This is a genomic window from Pseudomonas sp. NPDC087614 (assembly GCF_044743485.1).
Classification (GTDB): Bacteria; Pseudomonadota; Gammaproteobacteria; order Pseudomonadales; family Pseudomonadaceae; genus Aquipseudomonas; species Aquipseudomonas baetica_A.
Genome location: NZ_JBIUWN010000051.1, coordinates 20,508 through 47,463 on the forward strand (window position 1 = coordinate 20,508; position 26,956 = coordinate 47,463).

Here is a 26,956-nt window from a genome sequence, read left to right on the forward strand (position 1 = left end):
CATGACCCGGCCGCTGCTGTGGCTGCTGTTGTGGATGATTCCTGCGCTGGCGACAGCGCAGGATGAGCCACTGCGCGTGGCGTACAAAGGTGAGCTGTTGTCACTGAGTACGACGCAACTGATTGCTCGTGAACCGTTGCCTTCGACCCTGGATGCACCGCTGGGCAGTCTTTGGAAACTGTTTGTCTACGCGTGGCTGGTGGATACCGGCGCTCGGGAGCCGGCATATGAATGTCGCGGGCAGTCGAAAGAGGAAGTCTATTGCTGCTCGGCGGGCGGCAAGATCGAGCGGGATCAGGCGTTGGTGAAGTCGTGTGGGCTGTATTTCGAGCCAGCGCGGTTGGGGATTTCTTCCGGCGATTGGCGAACCTACTGGCAGGCGCGTAAGGCGCCATTGTGGTTGCTGGATTTGCCGTCGGTGCAACCGGCCACGCGGGTTTCGGTGAGTGAGTTGCTGAGCGTTCTGGCGTTGCTGCCAGCTCAAGAACAGATGCGCCGCGTGTTGCTCGACGTGGTGCTCAATGCTGCCGACGGCAATGTCGTCGGAGAACTCGGCGCGCGCTTGCGGGTGAAAACCTGGAGCTGGCTCGGCGATCACGACCGGCAGTCGCGGCAGGGCGGATTTGCCGGATGGACAGCGGACGGCTCGCCGGTTTGGGCCGGAGGGCGCGGCACCAGTCAAATGGTTTTACGGCATTACGGCGCTGCGTTGGCGACGGTGTTGCCGGTTGCGTGGCCGGCAGAGGCGAGGCGTTGTGTCGAAGTCGGACTGTTCTCGCGCTATCCCGTTGTACGGGTTCTGGCGGGCGAACGGGTCGTGACGTCTGGCCCGTTGCAGGGCGACTACCGTGTTGATTTCGCCAACGGCAACGCGCTGGATATCCACAGCGACGGCGAACTGTTTCTGCTCAATGACAAACTCGTCGCAAGGCTGGATCGCGAAGAATACGTCGCCCGTGTCCTTGATCGCGAAGCCAAACCCGAACCTGGCGAAGCCGCCAAAGCACTGGCCGTGGCGATCCGTACCTATTTGCTGCAAAACGCCACGCGCCACGGCGATTGCCTGAGCATCGACGACAGCACCAATCGCCAGCGGGTTGCTCCACGCCCGGCATCGGCGCAATCGCGCAACATCGCCGCCTGGACGGCCGATCTGGTGTTGGCTGGCAGCACCGTCACCTATCACTCCGACCAACCCGGCCCGGACAAACTCGCCTGGCAGCAAGCCGTCGAACAAGCCAACGCTGGCCAGCGCTACGACGCAATCCTGCTCCATGCCTATCCCCGCGCCAGCCTCAGCCGCTGGGACAACCCGGTCGCTTCCTGCGAAGCACTGCCCGCCGCGCAAGACTGGCTGCAAAAACAGCGACGCGGCTGGCGTCAGAAGCTTGAAAGCGAAACCGGCTACAACGAAGTCAGCACGTTCGCCGTGTGCAAACTCGCGTTCGGCCGCCCCTTCGTCGACCGCGAACGCCAGCGCATCTATGTGCGCGGCGTACTGACCTTGCAAGACCGCCTCGACCTGACCCACGAATATCTGCACCTGGCCTTTGAAGCGCATCCCAACGGCCAGGATGAAACCTACATCGAAGGGCTCGCCCGTCACCTTTTGCTGGAATAGACCATGACACTCCGTTATCCACAGGTCTTGTTGCTGCTCTGCACGCTGACCGCGTTATCGCCGACTATGGCCGCCGACAGCATCAAACTCGACACCCCGGTCGGGGGCTGGCGCACCGGCGCTCCGCAAGGCGAGGGCGAAAGCTTTCGTCAGACCGTCAACTACCCGGCCTCCTCGGTGAACACCCCGGTCGGCCAGGCCAACACAGCGCGCATCAGCGGCCAGATCAACGCCAGTCCGAAGAATAATGAGCCCGGTCGACTGATCGTCAACGGCGTCAGCATGCCGCTGAAAATCGACGCCGCCGGCCGCTTCGACCGTCCGTTCTCCTTCCCCAACGGCAGCAACAGCGTCGAAGTGCGCAGCCCCGACGGCCAACAACGCCGCCGCACTCAATTCCTCAACACCAGCGGCGGTGCTACCCCGCCAAAACTGCGCGTGCTGCTGGCCTGGGACAGCGACGGCACCGACCTCGACCTGCACCTCGTCACCCCCGACGGCGCCCACATCTGGTACGGCAACCGCGTCGCCCCCAACGGCGGCGCCCTCGACGTCGACGTCACCACCGGCTACGGCCCGGAAATCTTCGCCATGCCGGCGCCGATCAAGGGGCAGTATCTGGTGTATGTGAATTACTACGGTGGCGGGTATCGCAGCGATGAAGATGGCGGGGATGAAGCCGCGCAACCGCTGACGACGGCGCAGGTAACGGTGATTACCGAGGAAGGCACACCAAGCGAGAAGATGGAGACGTTTTTGATCCCGATGCGGGCGGTGGGGGAGTTGACGTTGGTGAAGGCGTTTAGTTATCCGTGATGGGGAATTGAGCAGCAGGTTGCTGCCCAACTCCTTTCAATCACTCAGGCCGCCAGTTCAGGTCGGAAACTGCTGGAGGTCAGACGCTTGAGCGCAATATCAAGTGCCTGATCATCGAACAGTTTGCTCTTGCGAGCAGCAGCACCAGCGCCACCGTCCCACTGCTTCAACGCCTCACGCACTGCAGGTACGGTCGCAGATACCCCTTCCTGGCTCAACAGCCAATCCACCGTCGCCAACAACTCCATGCCGAATGGCGATTCAAAACCGTCAATCAACTCGGCAGTCCGTTCCAGGGCTTGAGAGTATTCCTTGGCCTCCGTCTTCAGATAAGTCTGCAAAAAGGCTTTGCGCTCTTGATCAAACCAGATCACATCGCTAATGCCTGCGTCACTGATGCGTTTGTCACAGTGCAGATAACTGCCATCGAGGTTATCGAGCAGGTGCTCCAGCCGGTTGGCGTACGGCCCATATTTGTGCGCGACAAACTTCAGATTCAGAGGGTTCTCGGTATTCGGCAACTTCTCGATAGCGCGCTCAAGAAACCAGGCCAGCTTCTGGATCTCTAGCAGACTGCACTCCATGCCTAACACCCAGTAGCGACGAACCAGTTCGGCGATAAGCGCGCGGGCTGGCGTGAGCGTTTCTACGCCCGAACGTTTGGCGACGTTCAGATACTGGTTCGAGGGCTCGAATACCAAGACATCAGCGTCCAGATCCCCCAGCACTTCGACAATCTGCTCACGGACTTCAGGCCACTTCAAGCCGCCGTTACCAGCACCTAGAGGCGGGACGGCGACAGATTTCACGTCGTTCTCAAGCAGAAACCGACGCAGATCATGCAAGCCCTCAGTGATCCATGCCATTTGCGACGGAGAACGCCAATGGCGTTTGGTTGGGAAGTTCACGATCCAGCGAGGGCCATCGAGTTCATTGGTGGCCGTCACATGCATCTTGCCGGTTTCTACTTCCTTCGCCTTACACGCTGCTGCATAGAGACGGTAATTTTGCGCAAAGCGTTCTTTGAACATCAATGCGATGCCCTTGCCCATCACGCCCACGGTATTCACTGTGTTGACGAGGGCTTCGGTGTTGGCTTCCAGCAGGTTGCCTTGGGTGAATCGGATCATTGGAAATACCATTTGGGACGCGCATGGACAGGCAGCGTCAGGCCTCTAGCGGCGACGTCTGCTTCTATGCGTGCTTTCATTGCATCGGTGTGGCACATGATGCCCAGTAGTCCCGTAATCGGTAAGTGATGGTGGATCAGCGCCTCAGCCTGATAACGCTCCATTTTGCGAGGATCATCAGGATCGCGCTTGAAGTCGCGCCGTTGAAGGATAGACCAATCGATCTGGTCGAGATTGGCCAGATCGCTGTAATAGTTTGTCCAACTCGGATAGGCGTGCGCGTTTGTGAAGACAAACGGTAGGCCGAGCTCTTCAACGCGATACAGGCTTGAGACCAGAATCACGATCTCGTCATTGCTGCGTTGCTGAACACTCCAGCCAGAGTGAATGTTCTGCATCATCACTGAGAAGGGCGTGAAATAGAAGGGCACGTAGTCGGCCAGAACGCCTTCGGGAGCGATGGGCACCTGACGGGAACGGCGCTTGTCGATCAAGTCGACGTTACCGATATTCACGTACTGAGATGCCTGTGCTTCCGAGTTTGCGCAATGCAGACCGTTGTCCAGAATCCAGGGCAGGTTATCGCGATGGACGATACGCCAAATCAGAGCTTTCTCTGGATTCAGGCTGGTGTAGTTCATTTATAAGAACATTCCGGGATTCACGCTGATGGGAGTCGCAAGCTTTGCCTCGCGCATTTTAGCCTCACAAAGCGAGCTGACTTCATCGTTGGGTGTATAAATCCTGGAAAAGTTTTTGGGGTTTACCACTTCCGGAGATAGGCATTCGGCCATGCAAACGCTTTTGCATTCCGGGTTCTGATAGTCCCGAGTACTCATCAGCTCCCAATTAATTGCTTCAAAACCTGCGTTGTAATCGAGCAGTTGAATCGCATCATCAGCGAGTGGGTGCCGGGGAATAATTTTCCAACCGCTTTGTTTGGCAAATGATCGAAAGACGGAGATGAGGACGAACTTCTCTTTGGGCCGGCTGAGCTGTACCCGTCCATCAAACGGATTCGCGGCGAACCAGTGGAATGGAACATAGCGATCAAGATTGAGCGCTTTGCGCTTCTTGAGGATTTCGCTGTCTGCGACGTCGGTGAAATTTTCCAGACTGGCCCGAGGCTTTAGGCCTTCCTTAAAGATTCCATCCAGATTCTCAACGGAGGTGAGGTGGTAAACGAAGTATTTTTCCCTGATATTTGCGTCCGACATAGTGGTCTCCTTGACCTGCACATCAACCTAAACTGAATTCAGTCCCGGCCTCGCCCCGTGCTGATGTAACCCTCGATCCGTGGGGGTTGGTAGAACAGTCGTGATGATTCTAGTGTGCCATCAGTTTTGACCACAAGCCCAATGTGGAGATTTAGCTAGAAGGTTCGAACAGCAGAAACTTCAACGTTATTCCTCATCAAAGTAATCGCGATCCAGCGTCGGCAACCGCAACGAACGGGATGTCACGCCCACCTCATGATCCATCATCAGATGCACCAGCCGCGTGCCGTCTACCAACACAATGCCATCCACCGATTTGGCGAAGTCGACAGCGTGCGCAGTAAAGCCAGAGGTGGTAATGAACACGCCACGCTTGGCTTTTTGCCCTGCGAGCGCTCCGTAGAACGCCTGCAGTTCAGGCCGGCCAACCGTGTTCTGCCAGCGCTTGGCCTGAACGTAAACCTTCTCCAGCCCCAATTTATCGAGCGAGATAATGCCGTCGATGCCGGCATCACCGGAACCGCCGACACGTTGCAGATCATTGCGACTGGCGCCGTAACCCAAGCGATGAAGCACATCCAGCACGATCACTTCGAAACGGTTGGGGCTGACTTGCAGCAAGTTGTCCAAAAGGTCGGCCGCCGTGGCATCGCGCAGTTCCTTTAGCGCTCGCTCCAGTCGGTCGTCAGGGCTTTCGGTGGCGGAGGCCAGATCTGGCTCCACATTTGGTTGGTCATCCAGTGGCTCGGCATCTGGCGCGACTTTCAGCTTCACATTCATGTAACCGATTGCCAAATGCTCCACATCCTTGGCTGACAGTGGAAATGCATGCTCCTGGGCGTACTGCACGCCTGCGTCAGTCAACTTCCAATAACCGCGTTTGGCACTGCTGGAAAGACCGGCGCGCTTGAGACGATCGTGCGCCCAGCCAGATCGGTTCTTGTAGGTGGCCTGACCACTCGCGATCAGCTCCTCACGCTGCGCTTCTGTTAACTGCAGCATTTTGGCTGCCGCTTCGTGGGCGTCCCGAGCAATTGCACCGTCGGGTTTTGTGGCGAGAAACCGCAGGATCGGTTCGATGAACTGATCGTAGGTTGGAACGGACATGGGCGCATCCCTGTGCTGGTGGGTGTTTTTGAACTGACCGGCAGGCGAGTATAAATTAACGTTCGCTGAGGGGGGCTCTGAGCGTTAGCGCTGGGGCTGTGAAAGCGTGAGCCGCTGTTGCTAGGAAGGCATTAGGCATTAAAAAGCCGGCTTGTGGCCGGCTTCTCGGGGACTGGCTTGGTTTATTTTTGGTAAACCGCGCCAGCCTTCAAAACGTACATCCGGATCTGCGTCCGGCTGTGGGACTTGGTCAGACGTTGGTCTGCCGCGTCGGGCGTCATCTGAGCCGCGGGAGCGGGGCGATGCGCGAATGTGGGGCGCAGGATACTGAGTTTTGTTGGGAATTCCCAGCCTGAAGTGCGGTTTAGAGCGACTGACGCAGTACAGAACCGGTATTTGAACTGTTTTTCAGCGCCTCTTCGCGGGCAAGCCCGCTCCCACAGGGTTTTGTGTGTGCTGGCCGATCATAGAAACGGCACCACCGGCCGGCGTTTGCTCAGCGTCGACCACCAGAACACCCAGCCCAGTATATGAATCCGTTGCTCTTCTATCTGCGCGGGGCGGAACACTTCGTCCGGGTATTCGGCGCTGTTGTGGCTGCGCATTCGCAGGCCGTTGCCGGGCATGCGGTGCAGGTATTTGATGCGCAGCATGCCGTCGTGTTCGATGGCGTAGATCTCGCCATCCACCACTTGAGTCAGGCCGCGGTCGATGGCGACGATGGAGCCGTCTTCGATGCGGTCGGCCATACTGTTGCCGATCATGTGCGCGCAGATGGCGTCGGAGTGACGGATTTCCAGTTGATCGAGGTGCGCGCGCAGCAGGCGGATGGATTGGTCCGTGTCGTGGATGACGTGGGTTTTGCCGGAGCCGTCGGTGAGGGGCGTTTCCTTGAAGAACACCAGGTCGACGTCGTTGGGGTCGATGACGGCGTAGACGCCGCGGATGGCGTGGGCGTCGAAGGTGTCGCCATTGCTGGCGGGCGGCGTCAGGCTCGGCAACTCCTTTATGCCTTCGCCGGTCTTCAGCCATTCGCTGTTAACGGACAGCAGCCTTGAGACTTCTTCCATGCGATACGCCGGGACGCCCCGGGTGTACCAGTTGTGGACATTTTGGGCTTCCGTGCCCCAGAACTTTGCGAATCCCGTGGTGGTGATGTTCGCTGCTTCCAGGAGTGCCTTGAATCTTGGACCGCTAGTGTTCTTTCTCATAAACACGGAGTCTACGGCCGTGCTAGAGCGGTTTGAATAAACTTGGCGTTCAAAAAAAGGCTGAATTTTGCGACGGGATGTAAGCCCATCTTGTGGGAAGTTAAACAGGTTAAAACTTTGTTACGTATGCTTTAAACGTTGCGTTTAAGTAGGATGTTCTCGCGCATAAAAAACCCCGTATCAAACGGGGTCTTCTTCAAGCATCACGCAGGTTGCAGGCGCTTAGCCTTTGTAGGCAGCAACCGACTTGGTGATCGCTTCGCGGGCGGCGTCTGCACCGGCCCAGCCTTCGATCTTGACCCATTTGCCTTTTTCGAGATCTTTGTAGTTCGCGAAGAAGTGCTCGATCTGCTGGATCAGCAGTGGCGGCAGGTCGGTGTATTCCTTCACATCGACGTACAGCTGGGACAGCTTGTCGTGTGGGACTGCGATGACTTTGGCATCGCCGCCGCCGTCGTCGGTCATGTTCAGGATGCCCACTGGACGTGCGCGGATCACCGAGCCTGGCGCAACCGGGTAAGGGGTCACAACCAGCACGTCGAGGGGGTCACCGTCGTCAGCCAGGGTGTTCGGGATGTAACCGTAGTTGGCCGGGTAGAACATTGGGGTGGCCATGAAACGGTCAACGAACAGGCAATCGCTGTCTTTGTCGATTTCGTATTTGATCGGCGCGTGGTTGGCCGGGATCTCGATCGCGACGTAGATGTCGTTCGGCAGGTCTTTGCCAGCCGGAATCTTGCTGTAGCTCATTGGGCGTTGCCCCCGTAGTTGACCAAAAACACTTGGCCGGATTGACCAAAAAGTGGCGGCGATTATAGGCATATTCCGCCGCCGATGCCACGCACCGAAAGTCGTGCAGACCTTAGTCGTGAGCCTGATAGACCGGGTCCTGGGCCTGAAGTTGCCGCAGCCTGCCCAGTGGATCCTGCCGGTAGAAAAGCTTCAGTTGCAAGTAGACCTGTGGATAAGCCTTGTGCAGCAGATCGGGTGCGCTGAAGAAGTATTCGCTGGTGACGGCGAAGAACTCGGCAGGATTTTCGGCCGCGTAGGGATCGATGGCGGTTTCGGCGTCCGGATTGCGGTCCAGTTGGCGGTTGAGGTCGTCGTAGGCCTTTTGCATGACCTCGGCCCAGTCGCTGACGCGCATGTCGGCGTGCAGCGGCGGCAGGCCGTTGGCATCGCCGTTGAGCATGTCGAGTTTGTGCGCCAGTTCGTGGATGACCAGGTTGTAACCTTCCCAGCCACCACTGGCCATTACACCCGGCCAGGCCAGGATGATCGGCCCCTGTTGCCAGGCCTCGCCGCTGTGTTCGCCATCCCATTCATGTTCGACGCCGCTGGCATCGCGATGGCGCTGCGGGCTGAGGAAGTCGTCGGGATAGAGGACGATCTCGTGAAAACCCTGGTACCAGTTCAGATCGCCCAGATTGAGCAGTGGCAATTGCGCCTGAGCCGCAAGCTGCAGGCGTTGTTCCTGATGCAATTCGACACCGGGCAGGGCGGTCAGGTGTTTGTCTTCGAGAAACAGCACGCAGGCTTCACGCAGCCATTGGTCTTGGGCTGCACTGATGCCGTCGAGAAAGCTCAGGTGATGGCGCACCCGTTGCCACAGGTCGTCGGCAATCGGGTGCCTGGCCAGGATGCGCCGGCGACGCCAGGCGCTCAGTGACCACATCGGCTTAGTGCGATTGGGCTTTGGCGCTGCCGAGTCGGCTGCGTACCACACCAATGATCATCGGTACCAGCGACAGCAGGATGATGCCGAGCACCAGCAACGACAGGTTTTTCTTGATGAATGGCACGTTGCCGAAGAAGTAACCCAAGGTCACCAGACCACCGACCCACAGCACCGTGCCGAACACACTGAAGCCGAAGAAGCGCGGGTAAGGCATCTTCGCCACACCGGCGACGAATGGCGCGAAGGTGCGAATGATGGGCAGGAAGCGCGCCAAGGTCACGGTTTTGCCACCGTGCTTGTCGTAGAAGTCGTGGGTCTGTTGCAGGTAGTCGCGACGGAAGATTTTCGAGTTGGGGTTACTGAACAGTTTTTCTCCGACTGTTCGTCCGATCACGTAATTGGTGCTGTCGCCCATGATCGCTGCCAGCATCAGCAGACCGCCCAACAGGACTGGGTCCATGCCACCGCCTGCCGCTACCGCACCGGCGATGAACAACAGCGAATCGCCTGGCAGAAAGGGCATCACCACCAGACCGGTTTCACAGAAAATCACCAGAAACAGAATGGCGTAGATCCAGGGCCCATAGTTGTTCACCAGCAAGTCGAGGTAAACGTCGAGATGCAGGATAAGGTCGAGCGGGTTGAAATCCATGGGGGCACCTGTGTGGCGGCCCGACTCTGCAGGCCTGTGCGGATGACTTCATGTAAGCCTACATCGAGGTGTAGTTTTTCTTACAAGCCGGAAAGCTCGGGATTATACGGTCTGAGAGGTGAAAAGCGCGTTGGTTTTGTAGCGAGGGATGTCCGGGTGTGAACAATTGTCAGGGACGACGGGAGAGGAGAAGGCCTGCAGGATCACAGCCTTCGGTAGCGACTACATTGGGATGCGTTCTTTTGTAGAACTGCCGAAGGCTGCGATTTCTTGGGTCAGAGTTCGTCGCTGATTGGCAACACGTAGTTCTTGAACTCGGTGTCTTCCTTGAACCCGATGGACTCGTAGGTTTTCTGTGCCACTTCGTTATCGGCACTGGTGGAAACGCGCATGCGCACGGCCTGGGTTTCCTTGGCCATTTTCTTCGCGGTGCGGATCAGGTTGTCGGCGACCAGTTGGCGGCGGGCGTCTTCGGCGACATAGATGTCGTTGAGGATCCATACGCGCTTGAGCGACAACGAAGAGAAACTTGGATAGAGCTGACAGAAGCCCATCAGCTTCTTGTCGTCATCGTCGGCGAGGGCCAGATAAATCACCGATTCCTTGCGGCGCAGGCGTTTTTCGAGAAACGCGCGGGAGGAATCCGGGTAAGGCAGTGAACCGTAGAACTCACGATAGGTGACGAACATCGGAGTCAGTAAATCCAGGTGTTCGAGGGTCGCTTGAATAATCCGCATGATAGGTCTCGTCTTCAAGTGGCTGTCTTCAACTGCTCTGACGGCGATGGGAAACCCTGGCGGCCGTGCGTCGATCCTGCCTGATACCGGCGCAGAAACGCAATGCGGAATCGGTTCAGGTTGTCGACGGGCCGAGTAGGAAGTTTCCTTTCATGTCCGCACCGGTGTCCGACTCCAGCGTCTGAACCTGTGCTTCGTCCTTCAGATTGACCCCCGACAGTTGCCGTCGGCAGGCTTCGCGCATCAGGTACAGCAAACGATGTGCCGCCATGCCGTAGCTCAAGCCCTCAAGCCGCACATTGGAAATGCAGTTGCGGTAGGCATCGGTCAGCCCGATCTTTGGATTGTAGGTGAAATACACCCCCAGGCTGTCGGGTGAGCTGAGGCCCGGGCGTTCGCCAATCAGCATCACCAGCATTTTTGCGCCCAGCCGTTCACCTATTTCATCGCCGACCGCGACGCGGCCCTGTTCCACGAGGATGACCGGCGCGGCGGACCAGCCATCGGCGGCCATTTGCTCTTCAAGTCGGGTCAGCAGTGGCAGCGTGTGGCGATGCACGGCCAGCGCGGATAAGCCATCGGCGACGACAATCGCCAGATCCACGCCGCCGGGATTGGTCGCCGCGTAGTCGCGCAGAGCCTGGGCTGAGTCATCACTCAACTTGCGCCCCAGATCGGGGCGTTGCAGGTAGCTGTTGCGATCCACCGCCGCGCTGTGCAGCAGCAACGTCTGGCGCCCGCGCTCATTGAGTTGGGCGCTGAGCCCGGCATGATCGAACGGCAAGTGCACCGCATCCCGCGCCTGAGCATGGGCGAACTGGAAATCCAGTTGTGCGCGGGTCGGCAGACTGGTGCCGGTGCGGCCGAGGGCGATCCGCGCGGGGGTCAGGCGACGCAGTTCCAGCCATGGGTTTTGCGGGTCGAGGGGCGGGTTTTCCATAAGACTCATCCCAGTTGCGCCAAGGCCTGGCGGAAGGCCGGCGGCAGGTTGTTGCCGAAGCGAACCTTGCCGTCCGCCTGAGTGAAAATGCCCATGTTCGCCAGCCATTGCTCGAATTCCGGCGTCGGTTTCAGGCCCAGGGTCTGGCGGGCGTAGAGCGCGTCGTGGAACGAGGTGGTCTGGTAGTTGAGCATGATGTCGTCGGAGCCGGGGATGCCCATGATGAAGTTGATCCCCGCCACACCCAAGAGGGTCAGCAGGGTGTCCATGTCGTCCTGATCGGCCTCGGCGTGGTTGGTGTAGCAGATGTCGCAGCCCATCGGCACGCCGAGCAATTTGCCGCAGAAGTGGTCTTCGAGGCCGGCGCGAATGATCTGTTTGCCGTTGTAGAGGTATTCCGGGCCGATAAATCCGACGACGGTGTTCACCAGGAACGGCTTGAAATGGCGGGCCACAGCGTAGGCCCGGGTCTCGCAGGTCTGTTGATCGACGCCATGGTGGGCGTTGGCCGACAGGGCGCTGCCCTGACCTGTTTCGAAATACATCAGGTTTTGCCCGAGGGTGCCGCGGTTCAGGCTCAAACCGGCGTCGTAGCCTTCCTGCAACACATTCAGGTTGATACCGAAACTGGCGTTGGCCGCTTCGGTGCCGGCGATCGACTGGAACACCAGGTCCAACGGCACGCCACGGTTGATCGCTTCGATGGAGGTGGTGACGTGGGTCAGCACGCAGGCCTGGGTGGGGATGTCGTAGCGCTGGATGATCGCGTCGAGCATTTCCAGCATCGCGCAGATCGAGGCGATGCTGTCGGTGGCCGGGTTGATGCCGATCATCGCGTCGCCGTTGCCGTACAGCAGACCGTCGAGAATGCTCGCGGCAATGCCGGACGGCTCGTCGGTCGGGTGGTTGGGTTGCAGGCGAGTTGACAGGCGCCCGCGCAGGCCGAGGGTGCCGCGAAACTTGGTCACTACGCGGATTTTCTGCGCCACCAGCACCAGGTCCTGCACGCGCATGATCTTCGACACGGCGGCGACCATTTCCGGGGTCAGGCCGGGCGCGAGATTACGCAGGCTGGTTTCATCGGCGGCCTCGCTGAGCAGCCAGTCGCGAAAACCGCCGACGGTGAGGTGGCTGACCACGGCGAAGGCCTGTTTGTCATGGGTGTCGATGATCAGGCGGGTGACTTCATCGGACTCATAGGGAATCAGCACTTCTTGCAGAAAGTGCGTGAGCGGGATATCGGCCAGCGCCATTTGCGCGGCCACGCGCTCACCGTCGTTGAGCGCGGCGACACCGGCGAGAAAGTCCCCGGAACGTGCCGGGCTGGCTTTGGCCATGACGTCCTTGAGGCTGTCGAAGCGATAGGTCTGGGCGCCGACGCAATGGGCAAATGCGGCCATGGGGCGGTGTCCTCCTGATTCTGTGGATAACTCGGTTCCCCTGTGGGAGCGGGATCTCCATGCACTTCAATAAGGCGGGCACCGGGCGCAAGGCCCGGTACCGGTGCAACTAGATACCTTCGAGCATAGCGTCTGTCGGTGCGTCGGCGCGTTGCTTGGCGGTCAACTGGAAATACAGATACCCAATGACCATGAAACCAAGGAACACACAGCCGATCAGCGTGTTGAACCACGCCATCGCCACCAGGCACACCACGGCCAGAAACAGCGCGATGGCCGGCACCACCGGATAGCCCGGGGCGCGGAAGGTGCGTTCCAGGTTCGGCTCGGTTTGGCGCAGTTTGAACAGGCTGAGCATGCTGATGATGTACATCACGATCGCGCCGAATACCGACATGGTGATCATCGCCGCGGTCAGCGTCATGCCTTGCAGATTGACCAGGCCGTCGCTGTAGATCGCCGCGATGCCGATCACGCCACCGGCCAGAATCGCGCGATGGGGCGTCTGGAACCGCGAGAGTTTGGCCAGACTTTTCGGCAGGTAACCGGCGCGGGCGAGGGCGAAGAACTGGCGCGAGTAGCCAAGAATGATGCCGTGGAAACTCGCCACCAGACCGAACAGGCCGATCCACACCAGCATGTGCATCCATGACGAATTGTTGCCGACCACCGCTTTCATGGCCTGCGGCAGCGGATCGTTGATGTTCGACAGTTGGCGCCAGTCGCCAACGCCACCGGCCATCACCATCACGCCGATGGCGAGGAACACCAGTGTCAGGATGCCGCTGACATAAGCCTTGGGAATCGTGCGTTTCGGGTCTTTGGCTTCCTCCGCCGCCATGGCCGCGCCTTCGATGGCGAGGAAGAACCAGATCGCAAACGGTATCGCGGCAAAGATCCCGGGGATCGAACCCAGGGTGAACTCGTTGGCGCCCGACCACCCGTTGAGCACGAAATTGCTGAAACTGAAGCCCGGCGCGACCACGCCCATGAACACCAGCAGTTCGGCGACGGCCAGCACCGTGACCACCAACTCAAAGGTCGCGGCGATGCTCACGCCGAGAATGTTCAGGGTCATGAACACGAAATAGGCGCCGACCGCAGCGATCTTCGGATCAAGCTCGGGGTATTGCACATTCAGATAGGCGCCGATGGCCATGGCAATGGCCGGTGGTGCGAAGACGAACTCGATCAGCGTAGCGATGCCGGCGATCAATCCGCCTTTTTCGCCGAACGCCCGACGGCTGTAGGCAAACGGCCCGCCGGCGTGGGGAATCGCGGTGGTCAATTCGGTGAAACTGAAGATGAAGCAGGTGTACATGGTCGCGACCATCAGCGCCGTAACCAGAAAACCCAAGGTGCCTGCGGTGCCCCAGCCGTAACTCCAGCCGAAGTATTCGCCGGAAATCACCAGGCCGACGGCAATGCCCCACAGGTGCAGGGTGCCGAGTGTGGGTTTGAGTTGTGTGGTGGTAGTCATAAGTCCTCGCTGTCTTTTTTATTGTTTGATCTGTTGGACTTTCGGGTGTCGCGGTTGGGGTGGATGGAGGCTGTTCACGCAGCGGCAGTTTTTCTGCAAATCCTGAATGACGGGTACGCAAGGGCCGTGCCAGAGCGGCCAGGCCTTGTGTGTTGTGTCATTAAGGACGCCTTCGCGAGCAATCCCGCTCCCACATCGGATCTGTGCCGAATCCAGCCATGTGGGCCGAAGCAAGGCCCCTGTGGGAGCGGGCTTACTCGCGAAGGCGATTGAACGGGCAACACAAACCTTTGTGTTGCCCCCGGTTTTAGAAGAAGCCCAACGGATTGATGTCGTAGCTCACCAGCAGGTTTTTGGTCTGCTGATAGTGGTCGAGCATCATCTTGTGGGTTTCGCGGCCAACGCCGGACTTCTTGTACCCGCCGAACGCGGCATGCGCCGGGTACAGGTGGTAGCAGTTGGTCCACACGCGACCGGCCTTGATCGCCCGGCCCATGCGGTAGGCGCGGTTGATGTCGCGGGTCCACAGGCCCGCACCGAGGCCGAACTCGGTGTCGTTGGCGATGGCCAGGGCTTCGGCTTCGTCCTTGAACGTGGTGATGCTCACCACTGGGCCGAAGATTTCTTCCTGGAACACGCGCATTTTGTTGGTGCCCTTGAGCAGGGTCGGCTGGATGTAATAACCGGTCGACAGATTGCCCTCGAGTTTTTCCACCTTGCCGCCCGTCAGCAGTTCGGCGCCTTCGCCCTTGGCGATTTCCAGGTACGACAGGATCTTGTCGAATTGTTGCTCGGACGCCTGGGCGCCGACCATGGTGTCGGTGTCCAGCGGGTCGCCACGTTTGATCGACAGGACCTTCTTCATCACCACTTTCATGAATTCTTCGTAGATCGATTCCTGCACCAGCGCACGGGACGGGCAGGTGCAGACTTCGCCCTGATTGAAGAACGCCAGCACCAGACCTTCAGCGGCCTTCTCAATGAAGGTCGGCTCGGCCTGCATGATGTCTTCGAAGAAGATGTTCGGCGACTTGCCACCCAGTTCGACGGTGGACGGAATGATGTTCTCGGCGGCGCACTTCATGATGTGCGAGCCGACCGGGGTCGAACCGGTGAAGGCGATCTTGGCGATGCGTTTGCTGGTGGCGAGGGCTTCGCCGGCTTCTTTGCCGAAGCCTTGCACCACGTTGAGTACGCCCGGTGGCAGCAGGTCGCCGATCACTTCCATCAGCACACAGATGCCCAGTGGCGTTTGCTCGGCCGGTTTAAGCACCACGCAGTTGCCGGCGGCCAGCGCCGGGGCGAGTTTCCACGCGGCCATCAGCAGCGGGAAGTTCCACGGGATGATCTGACCGACCACGCCCAGCGGTTCATGAATGTGATACGCCACGGTGTTGCCGTCGATTTCGGCAGCGCTGCCTTCCTGGGCACGCAGGCAGCCAGCGAAGTAACGGAAATGGTCGGCGGCCAGCGGAATGTCGGCGTTGAGGGTTTCGCGGATGGCTTTGCCGTTGTCCCAGGTTTCGGTGATTGCCAGCAGTTCGAGGTTCTGTTCGATGCGGTCGGCGATTTTCAGCAGGATCAGCGAGCGCGCCTGCACGGAGGTCGCGCCCCACGCATCGGCGGCGGCGTGGGCAGCGTCCAGTGCCTTGTCGATATCTTCGGCAGTGGAGCGCGGGAATTCGGCAATCGGTTGGCCATTGACTGGCGAGGTGTTGGTGAAGTACTGACCTTTGACAGGCGCGACGAACTCGCCGCCGATGTAGTTACCGTACTTGCTCTTGAACGAGACTTTGGCGCCTTCAGTACCGGGGTGAGCGTAACGCATGATGATGTTCTCCTTGGCTTTGTACTTATTAGAGAAACGCGCAAGTGCGCTTGCTATAAGCGTAGAGCAAAGGTTGGGCCACTGCCGTGCAGGTCAGGTAAATCAAGGCCTTGCGTGGTTTTTGTCGGACGGGCGGAGCGCACCTGTGACGGTTTCGGTACAGCGGGGGTGACAGTTTGTACCGTTTTCGGCACAGCCAGTGACCGGACAGTCTCGCCAGCATTGCAATGCGTCGGTGGCTGGAGGATGCTGGGCGTCACCTCAAGCATTGGGCCGTCGAGCCTCGGGGAGAACAATAAGAAATGCACGACAACCATTTGAGTCGCCATGCCCAGCAGGTTCTCACGGCCACCCAGGGCAAACCGCACCTGCACGGGCCCGGTGCCGATCCGTCGATTGCCCGCTCTTGGCTGCGTTGTCTTGAGGACTATCACCTCGACCCGGCCCTGGCCATGGCGCCCACCGTGCTCGAACACGGGCGCGTGCTTGAAAGCCGCGAGCGTCTGCAACAGGTTCTGCAGATCGCCGGCAATGAAATGAGCAGCCTGCATCAACAACTGTCCGGCGCCGGCCACGCGGTGCTGCTGACCGATGCGCGCGGGGTGATCCTCAACTGCGTCACCGCGCCCGCCGAGCGCAGGATTTTCGAGCGCGCCGGCCTCTGGCTCGGGGCTGACTGGAGCGAAGCCTGTGAAGGCACCAACGGCATCGGCACTTGCCTGGTCGAGCGTCAGGCGTTGACCATCCATCAGGATGAACACTTTCGCGGTCGTCACACCGGCCTGACCTGCTCGGCGAGCCCGGTGTTCGACCCGCACGGCGAACTGTTGGCGGTGCTCGACGTGTCTTCGGCGCGCCACGACGTCTCGCGCCAGAGCCAGTTCCACACCATGGCGCTGGTCAATCTGTCGGCGAAGATGATCGAGAGTTGCTACTTCCTGCGCTGTTTCGATAACCAATGGTTGTTGCGTTTTCATTTGCAGGCCGAGTCCGTCGGCCTGTTCAGCGAAGGCTTGCTGGCGTTTGACGGGGAAGGGCGGATCAGTGCGGTCAACCAGAGTGCGCTGAACCTGCTGGGGCATATTCGCGGTGGGTTGCTCGGCCAACCGGTCGAGGCGTTTTTCGATTGTTCGCTGGATGAGTTGCTGGGCCGCGCGAGTGCCAATGCCAGCGCCAGTTGGCCGCTGCGCACCCGCGACGGGCGACATCTGTTTGCCGTGTTGCGTGGCGAGTCGTGCAAGCCGCTGCCGATCATCCCGGCCCCCATCAAACCCGAGCCTGCGCGTCTGTCGGGGATCTGCCTCGGTGATGCGGCGCTGCAAGCGGACTTTCGTAAAGCCCTGCGCGTGTTCGAACGCGATGTACCGCTGCTGATCAACGGCGAAACCGGCTCCGGCAAAGAGGCTTTCGCAAAGGCTGTGCATCAGGCCAGCCAGCGATCGAGCAAAGCCTTTGTTGCCCTCAACTGTGCGGCCATCCCCGAGAGCCTGATCGAGAGCGAACTGTTCGGCTATCGCGGCGGCAGCTTCACCGGTGCCCGCAAGGACGGTATGCGCGGCAAGTTGCAGCAGGCCGATGGCGGTACGTTGTTCCTTGATGAAATCGGCGACATGCCGCTGGCCTTGCAGACTCGCTTGTTGCGGGTGCTGGAAGATCGGCAGGTGGTGCCGATTGGCGGTGAGCCCGAAGCGGTCAACGTGAGGATCATCAGCGCGACCCACCGCAATCTGCTGGGCCGGGTCGAGGACGGCAGTTTTCGTGAGGATCTGTATTACCGGCTCAATGGGTTGGAAGTGGCGCTGCCGGCATTGCGTGATCGCAGTGACAAGTCGCAATTGCTGGATTTTCTGCTGGCCGAAGAGGCAAGCGGCGAACCAATCCTGATTGAAGCGCCGGCGCGTGAGGCGTTGCTGGCGTTCAACTGGCCGGGCAATGTGCGGCAGTTGCGCAATGTGCTGCGCACGTTGGCGGCGTTGTGTGATGACGGGCGGGTTGGGCTGGAGGATTTGCCGGCGATGTTTCGACAAGTGCGACCGAGGGTGGCTGTGGAGGTTTGTGCGGCCGAGCATCCCCTTGAAGATGCCGAACGCTTGGCCTTGCTCGCCGCGCTGGAACAGACGCGGTGGCACATGACACAAACGGCGCAACAGCTTGGGGTCAGTCGCAATACGCTTTACAGAAAGCTGCGCAAGCACGCTATCGCCCGCTAAACCGGGTCGCGCCATTGGCGAGCAAGCCCGCGCCCGCAAGGACTGCGCTGACATTGTGGGCGCGGGCTTGCTCGCTAAGGCGCGAAACACAAGGTGCGATTTCCCCCTCCCTACGCTAACCTGCGGCCATGTTTTACGAGGTCGACTATGCACATTCATATTCTGGGTATCTGCGGGACTTTCATGGGCTCGATGGCGGTTCTGGCCAAAGAGCTGGGCCATCATGTGACCGGCTCCGACGCCAACGTCTATCCGCCGATGAGCACGCAGCTTGAGGCCCAAGGCATTGTGCTGACTCAGGGCTACGACCCGGCCCAGCTCGATCCGGCACCGGATCTGGTGGTGATCGGCAACGCCATGTCCCGCGGCAATCCGGCGGTGGAATATGTGCTGAACAAAGGCTTGCCGTATGTGTCCGGCCCGCAATGGCTGGCCGATCATGTGCTGCAAGGTCGCTGGGTGCTGGCCGTCGCCGGTACCCATGGCAAAACCACCACCAGCAGCATGCTTGCCTGGGTGCTGGAATACGCCGGTATGAGCCCGGGTTTCCTCATCGGCGGCGTGCCGCAGAACTTCTCGGTGTCCGCACGTTTGGGCGGTACGCCGTTCTTCGTGATCGAGGCCGACGAGTACGACAGCGCCTTCTTCGACAAACGCTCGAAGTTCGTTCACTACCGCCCGCGTACCGCGATCCTCAATAATCTTGAGTTCGATCACGCGGACATCTTCCCGGATCTGCCAGCGATCGAGCGGCAATTCCACCATCTGGTGCGCACGATCCCGAGTGAAGGCCTGGTCATTCATCCGACCACCGAGCCTGCCTTGCAGCGTGTGATCGAAATGGGTTGCTGGACCCCGGTGCAAACCACCGGTGCCGGCGGGCAGTGGCAGGTCAAGTTGCTGAAGGACGACGGTTCGGCGTTCGAAGTCATGTTCGAAGGTGTGTCCCAAGGCACCGTCGAATGGGAGCTGACCGGTCAGCACAACGTCGCCAATGCCCTGGCCGCGCTGGCCGCGGCGCGTCATGTTGGCGTGGTGCCGTCGATGGGCATTGCCGGGCTGAGCGCCTTCAAGAACGTCAAACGCCGGATGGAAAAAGTCGCTGAGGTGCGCGGCATCACCATCTATGACGACTTCGCTCACCATCCAACCGCGATTGCCACCACCCTCGACGGCTTGCGCAAGCGCATCGGCGATGCACCCTTGATCGCGATCATCGAGCCGCGTTCCAACTCCATGAAGCTGGGCGCGCACCGCGACGGCTTGCCGGACAGCGTGGTCGATGCCGATCAGGTGATCTGGTACGCCCCGGCCAACCTCGGCTGGGATCTGGCCGCCACCGCTGCGTTATGCACGGTGCCGTCGATTGTCAGCGATTCACTGGAAGGCATCATCGAGCGGGTGAAGAGCCAGGCTCAGCCCGGCACTCACGTCGTGATCATGAGCAACGGCGGCTTCGGCGGCCTGCACGGCAAACTCGCCGAGGCGCTGCAATGAACACTCGTTTGGAGAGCAATGGCCCCGAACGCATCACCCTGGCCATGACCGGCGCTTCAGGCGCGCAGTACGGTTTGCGCCTGCTCGATTGTCTGGTGCGTGAAGATCGCGAGGTGCACTTCCTGATCTCCAAGGCTGCGCAATTGGTGATGGCCACCGAAACCGATGTGTCGCTGCCGCCCAAACCGCAGACGATGCAGGCATTCCTCACCGAATACACCGGAGCGGCCGCCGGGCAGATCCGCGTGTATGGCAAGGAAGACTGGATGTCGCCAGTGGCCTCAGGCTCCGGTGCACCTGCGGCGATGGTCGTCGTGCCATGCTCCACCGGCACGCTGTCGGCGATTGCCACCGGTGCCTGCAACAACCTGATCGAGCGCGCCGCCGACGTGACGCTGAAGGAGCGCCGCCAGTTGATTCTGGTCCCGCGTGAGGCGCCGTATTCGAGCATTCATCTGGAGCACATGCTCAAGTTGTCGAACATGGGCGTGACCATCCTGCCGGCGTCGCCGGGTTTCTATCACCAGCCGCAGACCATCGATGACCTGATCGATTTCGTCGTGGCGCGGATTCTCAATCTGCTGGGCATTCCCCAAGACATGCTGCCGCGTTGGGGTGAGCATCATCTGAGCAGCGATGAATAAGCTGCTGATCGTTGTGCTGGCGCTGCAACTGGCCGGTTGCGCTACGGCACGCACGCTCGATGCCGCCAAACCGGGGGCGCCGGTGGTGTATGCCGGTACGCGGCTGGATTTGTATGCGATCAATGGCGGGTGTTGCGCGATGGATCGGTTCGGGGCTGAGGCGCCGAGCTATCCGGGCGTGGATCTGCCGGCGAGTGCGTTGCTCGATACGCTGTTACTGCCGTTGTCGTTGCTCACGGTGATTGGCGTGGGATTTCAGGCAACTGGTGGATTGTAGGGGAGTGCTCGCACTCCATTGGCGGGCACGGGCAAGCCACGCTCCCACAGGGATTGAGTCTTACGCCAGGTCTGTATTCGCTGAAGATTACTGTGGTGTCTGGGCTTGCTCGCGAAGAGGCCAGCCCAGACACCACAAAACTACTTGCCGAGCTTGCGCAACTCATCCGATTCAATCACCCGCACCCCATCCTGTTCTTCCAGCGCCAGGCGCCACATGGCGCGGGCCAGTTGGCAGGCCTCGATGCCACGGTATTTACCGGGGATCAATTTTGAAAACGGCGCAGCAAGCTGCTCGCCCAGACGCGGTTCGGTGCGTTCACCGAGCAGCAGCGATGGCCGGCAAATGGTCAGTTGCGGCCAGTCCTGTGCGCGCAATGCCTGTTCCATTTCACCTTTGACCCGATTGTAGAAAATCGATGAATTCGGATCGGCGCCCAGCGCGCTGATCACGATCAGGTGCCGTGCGCCCATCTCCCGTGCGCGTTTGGCGAACGCCACCACCATGTCCAGGTCGACCGCACGAAAGGCGGCTTCGGAGCCGGCCTGTTTGATGGTGGTGCCGAGGCAGCAATAGGCGATGTCGACACGGCCGCTGAGCTGCGGCAGAAAAACCTGCGGGTCGCCGACCGGGTTTTCCAAATGCGGGTGTTCCGCCAATGGCCGACGGGAAGGGGCGAGCACGCGAGAAATCGTTGGTTCGTTGAGCAAACGGTCGAGCAGGTGTTCACCGGTCAAACCAGTGGCTCCGGCAAGCAATACGTGCTGAGGCGTCAAGTACATAGTGTCTCCCCCTTGATACTGTTCAGCTTAGTTGCTCTTTATCGCTGCGTCGTTCAATGCAGCACTTTGCAACGCTTTCCTGGCTTGCTGTTTGCGCAGCAGTTGCCAATGTGACAGCACGGTTTTCGGCGCCCAGATTTGCGGCTCCGAGGCTTCGAAATTGTCCGCCAGTTCACGCTCGGCGACGGTGGCTTTGGCCAGTTTGAAGGCGTGTTCGAGATCGTCGGTCTGGTTCAGCGCCTGGGCGAACAGTGCATCGCCGAAGTAGGTGAAGTTGGCCTCTTCGGAGCAGCCAAAGGACACGCGATCGGCGCGCGAAGCCGTCATGATCAGCGTGCGTTCGTCTTTGAGGGCCGGGATGAAGCCGCCGGAGTAGCACGCTGAGATCACGATGATCTTGTCGCGGTTTTTCAGCGGTGCCAGCACGGCGGCGAGTTCGTCGGCGGGCAGGTCGGCCAGTTCCATGCGCGGCTGGTCGAGTACCAGTTCGTGTTCGGCGGTGCCGTGGCTGGTCAGGTAGATAAACAGCAGGTCTTCCGGGCCGCTGCGTTCGGCGAGGGTTTGCGCGGCGCGGCGCAGATTCTCGCGAGTGGCCATCGGTCGGTCGGCGAGGTGGTCGCGGTGGTTGACCAGGCGGATCTGGCCATAAGCCCCAAACCGCGTTTTGAGCATGTTGGCGACGTAGTCGGATTCGCGCAGGAACACGCTCTGCTTGCCATCGCCGCCCAAGGTCAGGGTGTACAGCTCAACCGCTGGCGTTGAGGCCGGGATGGCCGCCAGGGCGTCATCAAGCAAGCGGCCCTGGGCCAGCAAGCCGAGTTCGAGGATGTCGGGCAGCAACTTGCCGTCGGCATCGCGCACTCGCTGGCCATTGACCCAGGTGCCGCTCATCACGCTGCCATCGGTCAGCACCAGGATGCCGCGTCCAGAGTAACTGTCGCTGTCGAAACCACCGATGTAGAAGCTGCCGTCAGATAGATTCAAGCGTCCCTGACCGCTGAAGCGCCAGTCGTTGAATTCGCCCACGTAGTGGCTGCCGTCGGCGCCGATCAGTTCACCCTTGCCGGTCAGCGCTCCTTCCTTGAACTGTCCGAGCCAAACGTCGCCGTCGGCGTTTTCGTAGCGGCCCTTACCGTGCAACTGGTTGTTCTTGAAACCACCGACGTAGACGTCACCGTCAGCGCTGTTGAAGGTGGCGTTGCCTTCCAGTTGACCATTGACGAAATGGCCGGTGAACGAGTTGCCGCTGGAGTCGCCACGCTGGCCTTCGCCGTTGGGTTTGCCGTGGGCGAACTGGCCTTGATAGGAACTGCCATCGTCCATTTCGAGACGGCCGAGCCCGGAATATTGATCAGCCTTGAACTCGCCACGGTAGGTCATGGCGTTTTCTTTCAGGGTGCCTTCGCCGTCCCGTCGGCCCTGCTTGAAACCGCCGGTGTAACTGCTGGCGTTGGTGGTCAGGCTGCCCTGGCCGTCGAACAGACCTTGCTGGAACTGGCCGCGATAGACCTCGCCATTGCTGCCATGCCATTCGCCCTGCCCGTGCCACTGCCCCTTGTCGAACTGCCCGGCGTACCAACTGCCGTTGGGGTAGTCGACGCGCCCCTGGCCTTGCAACAAACCGTCGACCAGTTCGCCGCGATAGCGTCCGCCATCCGGCAGGCGTGCATCAGGAGGCAACAGCGATTCGCCGTCGCCGCATGCGGCAAGCAACAGGGTCAAGGCTAGGGGGGCAAGAGTGGCGAGTGAGCGCATAGCGGGATCCGGGCAATTAGGCGACCGAGTATGCCGCAGCTATGTGACCTTATACAGCCGCCGCTAAGACAGTGGATGCGAAACAGCGTGCGCTGCTTCGCATCCCGGCGCTTAAACGAAGCAGAGCGACAGGGGCTCGGCGATGTAGGCCGGTTTGTCCGAGCCTTCTATCTCCAGTGTCGCTGTGGCTTTGAGCAGCCATTGGCCGGGTTTTTTCTCGGTCACTTCGCCCAGGTCGACCTTCAGGCGAACTTTGGAATTGACCTTCACTGGCTGGATGAAACGCACGCTGTCGAGGCCATAGTTGACCACCATCTTCACGCCTTGCGGCAGCACGAGGATGTCTTCCATCAATTTCGGGATCAGCGACAACGACAGGAAACCGTGGGCAATGGTGCTGCCAAATGGCGTTTGCGCGGCTTTGACCGGGTCGACGTGAATGAACTGATAATCCCCGGTGGCTTCGGCGAACAGGTTGATGCGCTCCTGATCGATGGTGAGCCATTCGGAACGTCCGAGTTCCTTGCCGACATAATCTTTGAGCTCTGCAACTGGAACATAGGGCATTGAGACTCTCCTTGGGTACATCGGTTTTATAGTTTTTCAGGTGGGGGATTTGACCGCCCTGCGAACCACTGTAGATCATCATGGCGATTTGCTCAGGTCAACTGACCATGCTTTTGGCGAATGCCGATCCATAGCGCAGGCGTGCTTATAATGCCGAGCCCCTGCTGGGCGGAAAGTAAGACGGAGATGTCGGATGTTGCTACGTGGCCTGACCCTGCTGGTGCTGTTTCAATTGCTCGGCACGGCGCTCAATCACTTGCTGTTGCCGGTGCTGCCGGGGCCGATCATCGGCCTGCTGCTGTTGCTGGTGTTCCTGATCATGCGTGGTGAGGTCGACGAACCGCTGAATCTCGCGGCCGCGAGCCTGCTGCGTTATTTGCCGTTGCTGCTGGTGCCACCGGCAGTGGGCGTGATGGTTTACGCCGCGGCGATTGCCGCCGACTTCTGGGCGATTGTCGGCGCACTGGTGGTGTCGTTGATTCTGTCGATGGCCTTCGCCGGAATGCTGATGCAGCGCATGGTCAGGCGTCACACGCACCGCTCGGAGGAGTCCTGATGCTTTTCGACTGGCAAGGTGCCTGGGACTCCGTGATCCACCATCCGCTGTTCGGCATCGGCATCACCCTGGGTGCCTATCAACTCGTGCTGGCAGCGTTCGAGAAAACCCGCTGGATCTTTTTGCAACCGGTGCTGGTCTCCATGCTGTTGGTGATCGGTGTGCTGGTGGGCTGTGGCCTGACGTACGCCGAATACCGCAAGAGCACCGAGATCCTCAGCATTCTGCTGGGGCCGGCGACGGTGGCGTTGGCGGTGCCGTTGTATCTGAACCTCAAACGCATCCGCCAATTGTTCTGGCCGATTTTTACTACGCTGGTGATAGGCGGGGTGGTTGCCACGGGGATGGGCGTCTTGCTGGGCTGGTGGTTCGGCGCCGATCACATGATTCTGATGACCATGGCGCCCAAGTCGGTGACTTCGCCGATCGCCATGCTGGTGGCCGAGCAGATCGGCGGTGTCGCAGCATTGGCGGCGGTGTTTGTGTTGATCACCGGCGTGATCGGGGCGATCTTCGGCCCGGCGTTGTTGACCCGGCTAGGCGTGCATAGCCCCGAGGCGCGCGGTATGGCGCTGGGCATGACCGCGCATGCGGTCGGCACTTCGGTGGCGTTGCAGGAAAGTGATGAGTGCGGCGCCTTCGCGGCGCTGGCGATGAGTCTGATGGGCGTGGCCACGGCGGTGTTCCTGCCGTTGGCGGTGTCGATGGTGGTGTAAGGAAATGTCTATGAGTCTGCCGCTTTTCCCGCTGAACACAGTGCTGTTTCCCGGCTGCAACCTCGACTTGCAGATCTTCGAGGCGCGCTACCTGGACATGATCGGTCGCTGCATGAAACAGGGCGGTGGCTTTGGTGTGGTGTGCATCCTCGACGGCCATGAAGTCGGCGTTGCGCCGCAAGGTTTTGCCTTGGTCGGGTGCGAGGCGCGGATCACCGATTTCCAGCAGCAGGACAATGGGCTGTTGGGCATTCGTGTACAGGGTGGACGGCGTTTCAATGTGCTGCGCACCGACGTGCAGCGCGATCAGTTGATCCTCGCCGACGTTGAGTGGCTGGACGACGATCCCGAGCAACCGTTGCAGGACGAGGACGCCGACCTGGTTGCCTTGCTCAAGGCTTTGGCCGAGCACCCGATGGTCGAGGCGTTGAACATGGGCACTGACGCGCCGGGTCAGCAGTCGCTCGCCAATCAGTTGGCGTATCTGCTGCCGTTCGCCGAAGAAGACAAGATCGATCTGCTGCAACTTGATGATCCACAACAACGACTGGATGCCATCCAGGCGTTGCTCGATGAATTACAGGGAGAGTTGTTCACCTAGTTGTACTTTGAATCAACTCACAATGCCTGCCAGTATTGTTTTGCTTCTGTCTTTATCTTAAGTTCAAGTTCCCCGCAGGAAGCGGGTGATATGAACAATAATAAGGAAGACGTCATGACGGTATATGAAGATGAGTGGGCGTTTTGGGATGACATCGCTGGCAAGTATATTTTGAAACATGCCGGGGCTGATCATAACGTTGCCAATGTGATTGAAGCGGCCTGCGTCTATGCCGATTTGATGGTGGTTGCGCGGCGTAAGCGTAAATCTGAAAAAATTCCTGTCAGCGAAGTTCCGCGTATGTCTGCAACCGCGAAAACCATAGTGGCAGCGGCGACCGCCTGACTGTTTTTTCAGATGGCCTGGCACCCTGACGATTACGGCGCCAGGCCTCCATGGATGGAAATTTTATGACTGTATCGATAAACACCGACATCACATTTACTGCAAACCTGTACCTTGACGGTCTGCCAGTAGTGCTCAATCAACAGCGCCTCCAACAGCGTCTGCGCAGTCCGCGTCTTACCAAACGCGAGCAACTGGATGCCGAAGTTAACCTGGCAGATTCTCGTGTTGCCAGTTTACTCACCCTTGCTGATCACGAACACGACGAACCTTTACTGTTGAAGTTCGTTGCGCAGGGCGACCGGTACGCGATCCACGTCGTGCAGCGCGGCATGTTTGATAACGCCAGATTAGCCTTCGAAAACAAAACACATAATCTATTGGCCAGCACGGCTGATAAAACGGATTATTTTTCGATCAATAAGCTTGGGGTGTCGAGCACTACTTTTAGCGATATCGAATTCGGGGCGGCCTATATTGGTTTGGTCAGTGAGTCGAATAACAGGCCTTTGTATTGCAATGTGGTCAAGGGCATGAGCACGTTCCTGAATGTCAATCCCAACCTGTCGAAACACGATGCTTTTAATTACAGTTCTGCTGTGTTTGTAATTAAAGTTTTTGAAAAGCTTTCAGCCGTTACCTGATAAAAAGCGCCATGCCTCGATTAGAAGTATGGCGCGATTCATTCGGTCAAACCGCTGGCTTCAGTTCAAGGTCTTTCATGCTCGGGTGTCGGCCAGGTGATGTCACCTGCAAATGTGTCGCGTCCTTTCGGCAAGAACAGTACCTTCGCGCCATCGGCGCCTACTCGGTCTATCAGTGCGTCATAAATCGTGGTGCCTTGCTCGCTGTAAGTGAGCGTTCCGTTCCAGGTTGCTTTCTCGATAGCGCTGACACTGCCGCCGGCACATTTGAATACATCCTCGATGCACGCTGCACGGGTCAGTTGCGAGTTCACCAGCCAGAGCCGCTGGGCACTGATGCCCCGTGTCGGCATCGACAGGCGCCCCTCTGTCGGATCGGCTTCAAAATCCAGATCGTTCAGGTAGAGGTTTTCCGCGCCGGGCACGACTTCGATGCCGCGGGTATCGATGTGTCTAGTCCTGAAATAGGTTTACACCTATCTCACCCTAACGCCCGATGCACTGCATCGGGCGTTTTGTATTTTAAGGACAGGTGCGGGCGCTCT

28 protein-coding genes are annotated in these 26,956 nt (G+C 59.5%); 11 read left to right on the forward strand and 17 right to left on the reverse strand.

Annotation, left to right across the window (positions count from 1 at the left end):
- Position 1: 1 nt before the first annotated feature.
- Both ACIOWA_RS18600 and ACIOWA_RS18605 read left to right on the forward strand, forming a co-directional pair.
- Complete coding sequence (locus ACIOWA_RS18600; protein ID WP_401161246.1) at positions 2–1,621, forward strand: DUF2300 domain-containing protein; 1,620 nt, start codon at positions 2–4, stop codon at positions 1,619–1,621.
- A gap of 3 nt (positions 1,622–1,624) precedes the next feature.
- On the forward strand, positions 1,625–2,437 hold the full coding sequence (locus ACIOWA_RS18605) for a DUF2135 domain-containing protein (RefSeq protein ID WP_339507595.1): 813 nt from the start codon (positions 1,625–1,627) through the stop codon (positions 2,435–2,437).
- 44 nt (positions 2,438–2,481) lie between these two features.
- Here the strand turns inward: ACIOWA_RS18605 and ACIOWA_RS18610 are convergent, their stop codons facing one another.
- The 13 genes from ACIOWA_RS18610 to ACIOWA_RS18670 all read right to left on the reverse strand — a co-directional run bounded on the left by ACIOWA_RS18610 (position 2,482) and on the right by ACIOWA_RS18670 (position 15,817).
- Positions 2,482–3,567 carry a macro domain-containing protein gene (locus ACIOWA_RS18610; protein ID WP_339431319.1) on the reverse strand — a complete coding sequence of 362 codons (1,086 nt, stop codon included), beginning with the start codon at positions 3,565–3,567 and terminating at the stop codon, positions 2,482–2,484.
- The gene (locus ACIOWA_RS18615; protein WP_401161248.1) at positions 3,564–4,208 is read right to left on the reverse strand and encodes a DUF4433 domain-containing protein; all 645 of its coding nucleotides are present in this window, start codon (positions 4,206–4,208) and stop codon (positions 3,564–3,566) included. The genes ACIOWA_RS18610 and ACIOWA_RS18615 overlap by 4 nt, the downstream gene beginning before the upstream one ends.
- On the reverse strand, positions 4,209–4,784 hold the full coding sequence (locus ACIOWA_RS18620; protein ID WP_221730228.1) for a DarT ssDNA thymidine ADP-ribosyltransferase family protein: 576 nt from the start codon (positions 4,782–4,784) through the stop codon (positions 4,209–4,211).
- 186 nt (positions 4,785–4,970) lie between these two features.
- Positions 4,971–5,891 (reverse strand): restriction endonuclease, encoded by a 921-nt coding sequence (locus ACIOWA_RS18625; protein ID WP_401161251.1) that lies wholly within the window; start codon positions 5,889–5,891, stop codon positions 4,971–4,973.
- Between the two features lie 464 nt (positions 5,892–6,355).
- Positions 6,356–7,102: a helix-turn-helix transcriptional regulator gene (locus ACIOWA_RS18630; protein WP_339431323.1), complete on the reverse strand. Its 747-nt coding sequence runs from the start codon at positions 7,100–7,102 to the stop codon at positions 6,356–6,358.
- 222 nt (positions 7,103–7,324) lie between these two features.
- Positions 7,325–7,852 carry an inorganic diphosphatase gene (gene ppa, locus ACIOWA_RS18635; RefSeq protein ID WP_003205933.1) on the reverse strand — a complete coding sequence of 176 codons (528 nt, stop codon included), beginning with the start codon at positions 7,850–7,852 and terminating at the stop codon, positions 7,325–7,327.
- A 112-nt stretch (positions 7,853–7,964) separates the two neighbouring features.
- Positions 7,965–8,777 (reverse strand): zinc-dependent peptidase, encoded by an 813-nt coding sequence (locus ACIOWA_RS18640; RefSeq protein ID WP_401161253.1) that lies wholly within the window; start codon positions 8,775–8,777, stop codon positions 7,965–7,967.
- A 4-nt stretch (positions 8,778–8,781) separates the two neighbouring features.
- The gene (locus tag ACIOWA_RS18645; protein ID WP_339431325.1) at positions 8,782–9,432 is read right to left on the reverse strand and encodes a DedA family protein; all 651 of its coding nucleotides are present in this window, start codon (positions 9,430–9,432) and stop codon (positions 8,782–8,784) included.
- Between the two features lie 275 nt (positions 9,433–9,707).
- Complete coding sequence (locus ACIOWA_RS18650) at positions 9,708–10,169, reverse strand: N-acetyltransferase (RefSeq protein ID WP_221730212.1); 462 nt, start codon at positions 10,167–10,169, stop codon at positions 9,708–9,710.
- Between the two features lie 115 nt (positions 10,170–10,284).
- On the reverse strand, positions 10,285–11,109 hold the full coding sequence (eutC, locus tag ACIOWA_RS18655; RefSeq protein WP_339431326.1) for an ethanolamine ammonia-lyase subunit EutC: 825 nt from the start codon (positions 11,107–11,109) through the stop codon (positions 10,285–10,287).
- A 5-nt stretch (positions 11,110–11,114) separates the two neighbouring features.
- Positions 11,115–12,509 carry an ethanolamine ammonia-lyase subunit EutB gene (locus ACIOWA_RS18660; RefSeq protein WP_401161256.1) on the reverse strand — a complete coding sequence of 465 codons (1,395 nt, stop codon included), beginning with the start codon at positions 12,507–12,509 and terminating at the stop codon, positions 11,115–11,117.
- Between the two features lie 109 nt (positions 12,510–12,618).
- A complete protein-coding gene (gene eat / locus ACIOWA_RS18665; protein WP_339464737.1) occupies positions 12,619–13,989 on the reverse strand; it encodes an ethanolamine permease in 1,371 nt (456 codons plus the stop codon).
- A gap of 307 nt (positions 13,990–14,296) precedes the next feature.
- Positions 14,297–15,817, reverse strand: a complete 1,521-nt coding sequence (locus ACIOWA_RS18670; protein WP_339464735.1) for an aldehyde dehydrogenase family protein — start codon at positions 15,815–15,817, stop codon at positions 14,297–14,299.
- Positions 15,818–16,119: 302 nt separating this feature from the next.
- On the opposite strand from ACIOWA_RS18670, the gene ACIOWA_RS18675 reads away from it, so the two are divergent.
- The 4 genes from ACIOWA_RS18675 (at position 16,120) to ACIOWA_RS18690 (ending at position 20,445) form a co-directional block, all read left to right on the forward strand.
- Entirely contained in the window at positions 16,120–18,027 is a 1,908-nt protein-coding gene (locus ACIOWA_RS18675; RefSeq protein ID WP_401161259.1) for a sigma-54-dependent Fis family transcriptional regulator, read from the forward strand.
- Between the two features lie 147 nt (positions 18,028–18,174).
- The gene (mpl, locus tag ACIOWA_RS18680; protein ID WP_401161261.1) at positions 18,175–19,524 is read left to right on the forward strand and encodes a UDP-N-acetylmuramate:L-alanyl-gamma-D-glutamyl-meso-diaminopimelate ligase; all 1,350 of its coding nucleotides are present in this window, start codon (positions 18,175–18,177) and stop codon (positions 19,522–19,524) included.
- The gene (ubiX, locus tag ACIOWA_RS18685; protein WP_221730205.1) at positions 19,521–20,168 is read left to right on the forward strand and encodes a flavin prenyltransferase UbiX; all 648 of its coding nucleotides are present in this window, start codon (positions 19,521–19,523) and stop codon (positions 20,166–20,168) included. Before mpl ends, ubiX begins: the two co-directional genes overlap by 4 nt.
- Positions 20,161–20,445 (forward strand): YceK/YidQ family lipoprotein, encoded by a 285-nt coding sequence (locus ACIOWA_RS18690; RefSeq protein ID WP_339431332.1) that lies wholly within the window; start codon positions 20,161–20,163, stop codon positions 20,443–20,445. Before ubiX ends, ACIOWA_RS18690 begins: the two co-directional genes overlap by 8 nt.
- Positions 20,446–20,585: 140 nt before the next feature.
- Here ACIOWA_RS18690 and ACIOWA_RS18695 read toward each other — a convergent pair whose 3' ends face one another.
- From ACIOWA_RS18695 to ACIOWA_RS18705, 3 genes are all read right to left on the reverse strand, one after another.
- Positions 20,586–21,227 (reverse strand): oxidoreductase, encoded by a 642-nt coding sequence (locus ACIOWA_RS18695; protein WP_339507600.1) that lies wholly within the window; start codon positions 21,225–21,227, stop codon positions 20,586–20,588.
- 27 nt (positions 21,228–21,254) lie between these two features.
- The gene (locus ACIOWA_RS18700) at positions 21,255–22,982 is read right to left on the reverse strand and encodes a C13 family peptidase (RefSeq protein ID WP_401161265.1); all 1,728 of its coding nucleotides are present in this window, start codon (positions 22,980–22,982) and stop codon (positions 21,255–21,257) included.
- A gap of 111 nt (positions 22,983–23,093) precedes the next feature.
- The gene (locus tag ACIOWA_RS18705; RefSeq protein ID WP_034153755.1) at positions 23,094–23,549 is read right to left on the reverse strand and encodes a MaoC family dehydratase; all 456 of its coding nucleotides are present in this window, start codon (positions 23,547–23,549) and stop codon (positions 23,094–23,096) included.
- Positions 23,550–23,742: 193 nt separating this feature from the next.
- Between ACIOWA_RS18705 and ACIOWA_RS18710 the strand changes: the two genes are divergently transcribed.
- From ACIOWA_RS18710 to ACIOWA_RS18730, 5 genes are all read left to right on the forward strand, one after another.
- Positions 23,743–24,105 (forward strand): CidA/LrgA family protein, encoded by a 363-nt coding sequence (locus ACIOWA_RS18710; RefSeq protein WP_339431335.1) that lies wholly within the window; start codon positions 23,743–23,745, stop codon positions 24,103–24,105.
- Positions 24,105–24,821 (forward strand): LrgB family protein, encoded by a 717-nt coding sequence (locus ACIOWA_RS18715; RefSeq protein WP_221730200.1) that lies wholly within the window; start codon positions 24,105–24,107, stop codon positions 24,819–24,821. The genes ACIOWA_RS18710 and ACIOWA_RS18715 overlap by 1 nt, the downstream gene beginning before the upstream one ends.
- Positions 24,822–24,831: 10 nt before the next feature.
- Positions 24,832–25,422 carry an LON peptidase substrate-binding domain-containing protein gene (locus ACIOWA_RS18720; RefSeq protein WP_339431336.1) on the forward strand — a complete coding sequence of 197 codons (591 nt, stop codon included), beginning with the start codon at positions 24,832–24,834 and terminating at the stop codon, positions 25,420–25,422.
- Positions 25,423–25,512: 90 nt separating this feature from the next.
- Positions 25,513–25,767 carry a hypothetical protein gene (locus ACIOWA_RS18725; RefSeq protein ID WP_339431337.1) on the forward strand — a complete coding sequence of 85 codons (255 nt, stop codon included), beginning with the start codon at positions 25,513–25,515 and terminating at the stop codon, positions 25,765–25,767.
- A 65-nt stretch (positions 25,768–25,832) separates the two neighbouring features.
- Positions 25,833–26,411 (forward strand): hypothetical protein, encoded by a 579-nt coding sequence (locus ACIOWA_RS18730; RefSeq protein WP_401161268.1) that lies wholly within the window; start codon positions 25,833–25,835, stop codon positions 26,409–26,411.
- A gap of 65 nt (positions 26,412–26,476) precedes the next feature.
- Here ACIOWA_RS18730 and ACIOWA_RS18735 read toward each other — a convergent pair whose 3' ends face one another.
- Positions 26,477–26,836, reverse strand: a complete 360-nt coding sequence (locus ACIOWA_RS18735; RefSeq protein ID WP_401161270.1) for a hypothetical protein — start codon at positions 26,834–26,836, stop codon at positions 26,477–26,479.
- Positions 26,837–26,956: the final 120 nt, after the last annotated feature.